Origin of the sequence: Okeania sp. SIO3I5 (assembly GCF_010672085.1) — a bacterium.
GTDB lineage: Bacteria > Cyanobacteriota > Cyanobacteriia > Cyanobacteriales > Microcoleaceae > Trichodesmium.
The window spans coordinates 1-11,620 of sequence record NZ_JAAHHT010000275.1 but is presented as its reverse complement, the minus strand read 5'-3'; the positions used below and the strand labels follow the sequence as shown (position 1 = coordinate 11,620).

The following is an 11,620-nucleotide window of genomic DNA, read 5'->3' as shown; positions in this document are numbered from 1 at the left end:
ATATAGAATCCGGTTATATAGTATATGTTCATTATTAAATCGGACAATCGGACCATCTCCCCCAACAATACACTCTTGTATTCAACTGGATTTGATATTACTCCTTACTCCTTACTCCTTACTCCTTACTCATTACTCATTACTCCTCAGTAATACGATAACTAATTACCCGGATTCTATATAAATCCTGTTTGTGGAGCATTTCCCTATAAGAAAAAGCCTTTGAAAGTCTACTGTTCCCAGTTAAGTGTTCCCTATTCACGCTTCGCGTAGCGCTATAAAATTTGGCTTGAAACTTAAGCAAAAACTACCAAGTAAGCATTCCGGTAACACTAACGATTCAAACAAAGAACTGTAAATATTTGTAATAGTTTGGAGTTTCGGCAACCAATAAAGTAAACTAGGCATAAATATTAGAAAAATTAGACTCAAGGAAAAAACAAGTCAATGATGGAGACAAAAACTATAAAAATTGCCAATTATCAAGCCCATGAACTCATCCACAAAAGCGAACGGACTCTAGTCTATCGCGGTCAAAATATCAAGAATGGGCAACCTGTAATCGTTAAATTAATGGGTCACGAATATCCTTCCTTTAACGAATTAGTGCAGTTTAGAAATCAATACGCCATTGCCAAAAATCTAGACATCCCTGGTATTGTCAAAGCTTACTCGCTCTTGCGTTACAAAAATGGCTATGCTCTAATTATGGAAGATATAGGCGGTATCTCTCTAGCAGAATATCAGCGCCTATTTTCTGTATCCATCGAACAATTTTGGGAAATTTCTCTCTCTCTAGCGGAAATTCTGCACCATCTGCATCAAAATCAAATTATTCATAAAGATATTAAACCAGCAAATATTTTAATTCATCCGGAAAGCAAGCAAGTAAAATTAATAGATTTTAGTATCTCATCGTTACTGCCGAAAGAACAAACAAGTTTGCAAACCCCCAATGTTTTAGAAGGAAGTCTGACTTATATTTCACCGGAACAAACCGGAAGAATGAATCGTGGGATAGACTATCGCAGTGATTTTTATGCTCTAGGAGTCACATTTTATGAATTAGTGCTGGGAATTCTACCTTTTACCAGTGATGACCCCTTAGAACTGATTCATGCTCATCTGGCCATCTCTCCAGACCCCCTGAATAAGTTTTTGGTATCAGAGGGTTATTTATGTCCGAAATCCCTATCAAATATTGTCCTGAAGTTGATGGCAAAAAATGCCGAAGAGCGGTATCAAAGTGCTTTGGGATTAAAAAATGACTTAGAAAAATGTAGAAAACAATGGGTGGAAACGGGTAAAATTGAAGAGTTTGAGTTAGGAGAGCAAGATAGGAGCGATCGCTTTCTCATCCCAGAAAAACTCTACGGTAGGGAAAAAGAAGTACAAACGCTTCTTGATGCTTTTGAAAGAGTAGTATCCCCCCTAACCTCCAATCCCCCCCAACCCCCAATCCCCCCCAACCCCCCTTTGAAAGGGGGGAAAAGGGGGAAGAAGGGGGGAAATTCAGAAATGATGCTGGTAGCGGGATATTCGGGTATTGGGAAAACAGCCGTGGTGAATGAAGTTCACAAACCCATTACCCGACAGAAAGGATACTTTATCAAAGGAAAATTCGACCAATTCAATCGCAACATTCCCTTTTCTGCTTTTGTCATCGCCTTTCGAGACTTGATGGCACAACTACTGGGAGAAAGTGATGCTCAATTACAAGAGTGGAAAGGGAAAATCCTAGAAGCAGTGGGAGAGAATGGGCAAGTTCTCATTGATGTCATTCCCAAACTCGAAAGAATTATTGGAAAACAGCCAAGCGTTCCCCTACTTGAAGGCAGTGCAGCCCAAAACCGCTTTAACCTCCTGTTTGAGAAATTTATTGCTGTCTTCAGCACCAAAGAACATCCCTTAACCCTCTTTCTTGATGACTTGCAATGGGCAGACTCGGCATCATTAAATTTGTTGAAAGTATTGATGGGAGACACTCGTACAGGGTATTTACTGCTGTTGGGAGCATATCGAGATAACGAAGTCTTCCCGGCTCATCCGTTGATGTTAACATTGGCAGAGTTGCAAGAACAACAAACAACAATTTCGACTATTACTCTCGCGCCATTGTCGTTCAGTCATATCAATCAATTGGTAGCTGAAACCCTTAGTTGCTCGGAGGAGATAGCTGCTCCCTTAACAGATTTAGTTTATCAAAAGACGAAAGGTAATCCCTTTTTTACCACTCAGTTCCTCAAAGGATTGTATGAAGATGAGTTAATTACCTTTAATCAAAATTTGGGATATTGGGAATGCGATTTGGTGAAGGTGCGAGAAGCCGCTCTCACTGATGATGTGGTGGAATTTATGGCCTCCCGGTTGCACAAGTTCTCGTCAGAAACGCGAGAGGTGTTGAAGTGGGCGGCTTGTATCGGCAATCAATTTGACTTACAGACTTTAGCAATTATTTGTGAAATCCCTTCGGAGGAAGTCGCTGCCAATCTGTGGAGTGCCCTGCGAGAAGGATTGATTTTACCAAAAAGCGAAGCCTATAAATTTTTTCAAGAATGGGAAAAAGAGGAGGATAATGCTGAGGGGATTACAGTAGGGTATCGTTTCTTGCACGATCGCGTTCAACAAGCTGCTTATTCTCTAATTCCCGAAGCTCGAAAACAGCAAACTCATCTAACTATTGGGCGATTAATGCTCGGAAATACATCAGAGGAGAACTTAGAAGACAAAATTTTTGAGATTATCAATCATCTGAATATGGGAGTCGGTTTAATCGCCACAGATGAGGAGAAAAAACAACTGTGCAAGTTAAATTTACAAGCAGGACGCAAAGCCAAAAATGCAACTGCTTACAAAGCAGCTATTGAATATTTGTTGTTAGGAATCGAATTATTGACCGAAAATAGTTGGGACTACGATTATGAAATGACCCTAGCACTCTATGATTTGGCTACTGAGTGCGCTTATCTCAATGGTGACTTTGAAAAAATGGAGCAGTTGGCAGAGGTGGGACTGAACAATGCTCGCGCCTTGCTCGACACCATCAAACTTTATGAGGTGAAAATTCAGGCATTAGAAGCTCGCACTCGCTTTCAGGAAGCCATTGATACCGCTATGATAGTTTTGGAAAAACTGGGAATTCGCGAGTTTCCTCAAGAACCAGATGACTCAGATATCGAGCTTTGGTGGAATGAATTAAAAGCAAATTTGGGCGATCGCCATCCAAGCACCTTAGCAGAACTTCCTGTAATGTCAGATCCTAATATGCTGGCAGCCATAAGACTTCTGTCCTACTTGATTCCTACTGCTCACAAATACAAGCCAATGTTGATGGTATTAATTACTTTTGAGCAAATTAATTTATCGCTGCGGTACGGTAATTCACCTGTTTCTGCTAGTGGGTATTCCTTTCAAGGTTTTTTGTTATGCAACAATTTTGGTGAGGTCGAACAAGGATATCAATTCGGTAAACTTGCACTCCAACTGAAACCACAGAGTGATTCAGTTGCTTATGGTCGTGCTTTTTTTATGATGTTTGGTTTTATCCAGCATTACAAAGAACACTTAAGAAATAGCATCAAAAATCTCAAAAAATCCTATGCAATTTGTTTGGAAGTTGGAGACCTTGAAGTTGCAGGGTATTCGCTAGCCTTTTACTCATTATATAGCTATCTGAGCGGCCAAGAATTATCTGAGCTGGCAAAAGAAATGTCAGTTAATAGTAAAGCCGTCGAACGCATGAACAAGGAAACTTCTAAGCACTGGATCGATATTATTCGTCAGATGGTAGATAATTTGTTGGGTCGCTCTCAAAATCCTTGCGTCATCATCGGTGAAGCTTATGATGAAGAAAAAATGCTGCCTCTTCGCAAGCAAGCTAATGATTTGACAACACAAGGTTATTTTTACGTTGCTCGGGTATTTCTTTGCTATTTATTTCAAGACTGGAATGGTGCATCTGAGAGTCTTGAAAATGCAGAAAAATGCTTGGCAGGTGCTGCTGGAACGCCCTTGGTAACTCTCTTTTACTTTTATCAATCTCTGGTGATATTAGCCGAATTAGCCTCGCAACTAGAAAGCGAATGCCAAAATAAACTGGAAAAAATTGCAGCCAATCAGAAGATATTGAAGAATGCAGCAACTTATGCCCCAAGCAATTATTTGCACAAATGGCATTTGGTTGAAGCCGAAACATACCGGGTGTTGGGCGATAAAACCGAAGCAATGGAACTATACGATCGCGCCATTGCTGGAGCCAAAGAAAACGAATACATTCAAGAAGAAGCCCTTGCCAACGAACTCGCGGCTCAATTTTATCTTGATTGGGGTAAAGAAAAAATAGCGTCCACTTACATACAACAAGCCTATTATTGTTATGCTCAGTGGGGAGCAAAAGCTAAAACCAACGACCTCGAAAAACGTTATTCCCAACTGCTATATCCTATTCTCCAACGGCAACAATTGACGTTGATTGCCAACGATACAATAGCAAATCTTACTAAAGGAACGGTTGCCAATACCAGTACCTCCACTGGAAAACTATTAGATTTAGCCAGTATAATGAAAGCATCCCGTAGTCTTTCCCAAGAAATTAAGCTTGAGTGCGCCATTGCCAACTTTATGCAAGTTATCCAAGAAAATGCTGGTGCCGAGACCGTTGCATTAATGTTATTCCGTGAGGGAACCTTAATCATAGAAGCCAAGATTGCTGACGGACAAACTAAATCCATAGAGAGCATTCCCGTTGAAGACAGTTTAGAAGTCCCCTTGGCGATCATCAATACTGTCAAACGCACTCGAACCTTTCTGCTCTTAGATAATGGTGCAAGGGAGACTGACTATGTACGAGATAGGTATATCAAAGAAAATCAACCTCGTTCTATTTTATGTTTACCTCTGTTGGAACGCGGACGATTCATTGGGATTGTTTATCTTGAAAACAATCAAACAATAGGTGCTTTTACCCCAGTTCGGGTGGAAGTGCTGGAATTGCTCTGCGCTCAAGCTGCTATTACCCTGGAAAATGCCCGCCTCTACCAACAAGCAGAACAAGCACTGCAATTGGAACGAGAACTACACGACTTGCAACAAACCCAACTCCAATTGATTCAAAGTGAGAAAATGTTTAGTTTGGGTCAAATGGTGGCAGGAATTGCCCACGAAATCAATAATCCCATAAGTTTTATTCATGGAAATATTACCTATGCTAACAAATATATGGAAGAAGTGCGGGAATTACTTGACCTTTATCAAAGTTACTATCCTCAACCACACCATGATATTCAAAGAGCAATAGAGGCGATGGATTTAGAATTCTTGGGGGAGGACTTTGAAAAGCTATTGAAATCAATGCAAACAGGAAGCGATCGGATCAAAAATATCGTGACATCCCTACAAAATTTTGCACGTCTGAATGAGTCAGAATTCAAATATGTCGATTTCCATAAAGGGATTGAAAGTACCTTGACGGTTTTACAACATCGGTTGCAAAAAAAGGAAAAACGAGCAGAAATTAAAATAGTTAAAGACTATGGAGAATTACCATTAGTCCAATGTTATGCCGGACAATTAAACCAAGTGTTTCTGAATATACTTAATAATGCCATTGATGCTTTGGAAGAATGTTCGCGTCCTGATTCTCTAACTCTTCGCATTAGTACAGAAACGGATGGAAAACAAGTGATGATTGCGATAGCGGACAATGGGGCCGGGATGAACGAAGAAACGCAAAAGCGACTTTTCGATCCTTTTTTTACGACAAAAGAAGTAGGGAAAGGGACGGGATTGGGGTTAGCGATCGCTCATCAGATAGTAACAGAAAAACACGGTGGTCAGATTACCTGTAATTCTACAGTTGGGAAAGGTACAATTTTTACCATTGTGATTCCTAGATAAAATCTAAATTTCAACCCCCTTCTATGGCTATACTTTCAGAAAAAAATCAATTAAACTAGCCATGAATATCAGAAAAATTCAACTCAAGCACGAACAAATCGAACATAATGATAGAGAAAAAAACAATTACAATAGACAATTATGAAACCCTTGAACTCATCCATGAAAGCGAGCGGACTCTAGTCTATCGCGCCAGAAATCTTGATAGCGGACAACCCGTAATTATTAAACTAATCGCTCAGGAATATCCTTCCTTTAACGAATTAGTGCAGTTTAGAAATCAATACGCCATTGCCAAAAATCTAGACATCCCTGGTATTGTCAAAGCTTACTCGCTCTTGCCCTGCAAAAATGGCTATGCTCTAATTATGGAAGATATAGGAGGTATCTCTCTAGCAGAATATCAGCGCCTATTTTCTGTATCCATCGAACAATTTTGGGAAATTTCTCTCTCTCTAGCGGAAATTCTGCACCATCTGCATCAAAATCAAATTATTCATAAAGATATCAAACCAGCAAATATATTAATTCATCCAGAAAGCAAGCAAGTAAAATTAATAGATTTTAGTATCTCATCGTTACTGCCGAAAGAACGAACAAGTTTGCAAACCCCCAATGTCTTAGAAGGAACCCTAGTGTATATTTCCCCGGAACAAACAGGAAGGATGAATAGAGGCATAGACTATCGCAGCGATTTTTATTCTCTAGGAGTAACATTTTACGAACTGTTGACAGGAAAACTCCCCTTTGAAAGTGAAGATCCTCTGGAACTGGTTCACGCACACATTGCCAAAACCCCGACTCTGATTTCTGATGCCCAAGTGCCGAAACTCTTAGCCGATATTGTGATGAAATTGATGGCCAAAAATGCCGAGCAACGCTATCAGAGCGCCCTTGGACTCCAACATGACTTGGAAAAATGTCGGGTAGAATATGAAGAAACCGGAAAAATTGAGCCGTTTGTATTGGGAGAACGAGATTTGTGCGATCGCTTCCTGATTCCAGAGAAACTGTATGGAAGAGAAAAAGAAGTCCAAACTCTTCTTGATGCCTTTGAAAGAGTAGTATCCCCCCTAACCCCCCTTGGTAAGGGGGGAAGAGCCGAAATGATACTGGTAGCAGGATATTCGGGTATAGGGAAGACAGCGGTAGTGAATGAAGTTCACAAACCAATCACTAGACAAAAAGGATATTTCATCAAAGGCAAATTTGACCAATTCAATCGTAATATTCCCTTCTCTGCCTTTGTCGAAGCATTCCGAGATTTAATGGTGCAATTACTCGGAGAATCTGATCTTGAATTAGCCAACTGGAAAGGAAAAATCCTAGAAGCAGTGGGAGAAAATGGGCAAGTTCTTATTGATGTTATTCCCGAACTCCAACACATCATTGGACAACAGCCACCTGTCCCTGAACTTTCTGGCAATGCAGCCCAAAACCGCTTTAACCTTTTGTTTGAGAAATTTATCGCCGTTTTCACTAGCAAAGAGCATCCCTTAACCCTCTTTCTAGATGACTTGCAATGGGCGGACTCAGCATCGTTAAACTTATTGAAAGTATTGATGGGAGAGACTCAAACGGGATATTTGCTCCTGTTGGGGGCATATCGAGATAACGAAGTTTTCCCGGCTCATCCGTTGATGTTAACTTTGGGAGAGTTGGAGAAAGAAAATACGACGATTTCAACGATTACTCTCGCGCCGTTATCTGTGCCTCATATCAATCAATTGGTGGCGGAAACTCTCAGTTGTTCGGTGGAGTTGGCAGCGCCTTTAACAGATTTAGTCTATCAAAAGACGAAAGGAAATCCCTTCTTTACAACTCAGTTCTTAAAAGGATTATATGAGGATGAGTTAATTACTTTTAATCAAGATTTTGGATATTGGGAATGCGATTTGGTGAAGGTGCGAGAAACTGCCCTCACGGATGATGTGGTGGAATTTATGGCAGGGAGGTTACACAAGTTGCCGGAAGCAACTCAAAAAGTTTTGAAATTAGCGGCTTGTATCGGCAATCAATTCGATCTAGAAACTTTAGGCATTATTTGTGAAATCCCTGCGGAGGAAGTCGCTGCCGATCTGTGGAGTGCCCTGCGAGAAGGGTTGATTTTACCAAAGAGCGAAGCCTATAAGTTTTTTCAAGGATGGAAAAAAGAGGAGGATAATGCCGAGGGAATTACAGTGGATTATCGCTTCCTGCACGATCGCGTTCAACAAGCCGCTTATTCTTTAATTGCTACTGGAGAAGAAAAAGTAACGCATTTAAACATAGGAAAATTATTATTAGAAAAAACATCTAATGATCAACAAGAAAACAAGCTATTTGATATAGTCAATCATTTAAACATTGGTATTGAGCTAGTAACCAGTCCTAGAGAGCGTTACGCTCTGGTGTTGTTGAACTTAAGAGCAAGTCAAAAAGCCAAAACTTCAACTGCATACATAGCTGCGAGTCGTTATTTGGCGATCGCCATGGATCTACTGCCTGAAAATTCCTGGGAAATCCAGTACGATCTGACCCTAAAGCTACACGAGGAAAGAGCAGAAATTGAGGATTTAAAAGGAGACTTTACTGCCTCAAGAAAATACATAGAAGCAATTATTGCTTTTGCTAAAAAAGACCTAGAAAAAGCCAGGATTTATAAATTACTTATTGTTCAATATGCGGCAACGGCTGACTTTGAAGCATCAATTCAGGCGGGTATGACAGGATTAAAACTTTTAGGTATTGATTTCCCGCAACAGAATTTATCTGAAGCAATTGAGCAAGAATATTCTTTAGCACAAAAAACTTTGGGAGAACGGGATATTAGTGAACTAGAGCAACTTCCAGAAATTGAGAATCCCAAGATAAAAGTTGCCATCAGCTTATTACTCAGTATGCAACCGGTTGGATATTTCTACAAATTGGATGTTTGGGCATTAGCAATTGTGAAATGCGCTCGTTTGCTAATGACATACGGCAATACTGCTGAAGCAGCTCCTGCTTATTCACAGTATGGTATATATTTGAATCTTCATTCAGAAGAATTTCGCACTGGATATAAATTCGGTCGTCTTGGCGTTAACTTGAGCGAAAGATATTTCAATAAAAGTCATCAAAGTATGACTTACTTTGCCTTCGGACTGTGCTTGAGTCCTTGGGTAAAACCAGCAAAAATCAGCAACAATCTTGCGTTAAAAGGTTACAATTCGGGGCTGGAATATGGGAATTTACAATGGGCAGGTTATAATCTTGCATATCGTTTGTTTATGCTCATTTTCGCCGGAGATCATATACAAGATACTTTGAAAGCAAGTGAAGTATGCCTAGCTTTTGGCGAAAAAAGACAGGATCAAGTTGTAATTGACATGGCAAGATCGTGTCAGAAATTACTTTCCCAACTCGACGCTGTAGAATTTCCAGAAACAGAAACGGAAGCAGAGGGGCAGGAGGAAGCAAATTTTATTGCAACAATGGCCTATACTCCTCAGTACCTGATTCTTAAATCTCAGATACTTTACTTGCAAAATCAATCTCAAAAGGCTCTAGAGTATGCGATCGAGGCCAAAAGTGTAGTTCGATCTATCCAAGGCAATATTTCGGTAGTAGAACATAACTTTTACTATTCTTTGAGTTTACTTGCCTTGCATCAACCTGGTTCAATAGATGTCAACTCATCCGATTGGCAACAAGCGATCGCTAATCAAGAACAGATGAAAATATGGGCGGATAATTGCCAAGAAAATTTCTTGCATCGTTATTTAATTGTTGCTGCGGAAATGGCTCGGGTATCAGGTCAGATACTTGAAGCAATAGAACTATACGATCGTGCGATTTCAGAAGCTAAAAGCAATGAGTATATACAAAACGAAGCCATTGCTAATGAACTAGCAGCTAAATTTTATCTCGACTGGGGTAAAGAAAAAATAGCGTGTACCTATATGCAAGAAGCCTATTATTGTTATGCTCAATGGGGAGCTAAAGCCAAAACAGACGACCTCGAAAAACGTTATCCTCAACTGCTCTCTCCTATTCTCCAACGGCAACAATTGAGGTGGAGTGCCAAGGATACAAGAGCAAATCTTACTAAAGGAACAGTTTCCCAAACTAATACCTCCACTGGAGAACTATTAGATTTAGGCAGCATGATGAAAGCATCCCGCAGCCTTTCTCAAGAAATTGACCTTGAGGGCGCTATCGCCAAATTCATGCAAGTCATCCAAGAAAATGCAGGTGCCGAGACCGTCGTCTTAATGTTATTCCGTGAGGAAATCTTAATCCTAGAAGCCAAGATAGCTGACGGAAAAACCCTACCCATAGAGAGCATTCCTGTCGAAGACAGCCTAGAAGTACCCTGGGCGATCGTCAATACCGTCAAACACACTCGAACGTCTTTGATATTAGATAATGGTGCAGGCGAGACTGACTATGTACGAGATAGGTATATCAAAGCAAATCAACCTCGTTCTATTTTATGTCTGCCTCTGTTGGAACGCGGACGATTCATTGGCATTGTTTATCTCGAAAACAATCAAACAATAGGGGCTTTTACCGCAGATAGGATAGAAGTGCTGGAATTGCTCTGCGCTCAAGCTGCTATTACCCTGGAAAATGCCTACCTCTACCAACAAGCACAACAAACAATTCAACTTGAACGAGAACTACACGACTTGCAACGCACCCAACTTACTCTCATTCAAAGCGAGAAAATGTTTAGTTTGGGTCAAATGGTGGCCGGAATTGCCCACGAAATCAACAATCCGATTGGTTTTATTCATGGAAACATTACCCATGCTAACGAATATATGGAAGAAGTGCTGGAATTACTCACCCTTTATCAAAGCAGCTATCCTCAGCCGCTCCCGGAAATTGAAATCGCCATAGAGTCCATGGATTTAGAGTTCCTGCGTTCTGACTTTGAAAAATTGTTGAAATCTATGAGAAATGGGAGCGAGCGCATCAAAAATATCGTCACATCTCTACGAAATTTTGCACGTCTTGATGAGTCAGAATTCAAATATGTCGATTTACATGAAGGGATTGAAAGTACCTTAACGGTTTTACAAAATCGCTTGCAAAAACAGGAAAAACGAGCAGAAATTCAAGTGGTGAAAGATTATGGAAAATTACCTTTAGTAGAATGTTATGCTGGACAATTAAACCAAGTGTTTCTGAATATACTTAATAATGCCATTGATGCTTTGGAAGAATGTTCGCGTCAAGATTCTCTAACTCTTCGCATTGGCACGGAAATAAATGAAAAACAAGTGAAAATTACGATCGCTGACAATGGGGCAGGGATGAGCGAAGAAACGCAAAAGCGACTTTTTGATCCTTTTTTCACCACCAAAGAAGTAGGAAAGGGAACAGGTTTGGGGTTAGCGATCGCTCATCAAATTATTACCGAAAAACACGGTGGTAAGATTACTTGTGATTCTACAGTTGGGCAAGGTACAATTTTTACCCTCGTGATTCCTAGATAAAATTTGGCTTGAAACTTGAGTAATAACTACCAAGTAAGCATTCTGCCGACACTAATGATGAAAACAAACAACTGTAAATATTTCTAATAGTTTGGAGTTTAGGCAATCAATAAAGTAAACTAGGCATAAATACGGCTTTGTTGCATGAAAGTGGCGATCGCAAATTACTCCCACAAGAGGGGAGGCTAAATGTCTACTTGATAACTTTCGGGTTTACCATTCTGTATCATGCGGTTAAGCATAGCGCATTGAATGAATAA

At 40.2% G+C, this 11,620-nt stretch carries 2 protein-coding genes; both read left to right on the top strand.

What is annotated here, in order from left to right; genetic code table 11:
* Positions 1–447: 447 nt before the first annotated feature.
* Complete coding sequence (locus F6K40_RS34740; RefSeq protein WP_365673830.1) at positions 448–5,895, top strand: trifunctional serine/threonine-protein kinase/ATP-binding protein/sensor histidine kinase; 5,448 nt, start codon at positions 448–450, stop codon at positions 5,893–5,895.
* 107 nt (positions 5,896–6,002) lie between these two features.
* The gene (locus F6K40_RS34735) at positions 6,003–11,360 is read left to right on the top strand and encodes a trifunctional serine/threonine-protein kinase/ATP-binding protein/sensor histidine kinase (RefSeq protein WP_293143054.1); all 5,358 of its coding nucleotides are present in this window, start codon (positions 6,003–6,005) and stop codon (positions 11,358–11,360) included.
* Positions 11,361–11,620 lie beyond the last annotated feature (260 nt).

Excerpts from the sequence above, each read along its gene's own strand:
- F6K40_RS34740 (WP_365673830.1), top strand. The coding sequence starts at position 448 with ATGATGGAGACAAAAACTATAAAAATTGCCAATTATCAAGCCCATGAA.
- F6K40_RS34735 (WP_293143054.1), top strand. The coding sequence starts at position 6,003 with ATGATAGAGAAAAAAACAATTACAATAGACAATTATGAAACCCTTGAA.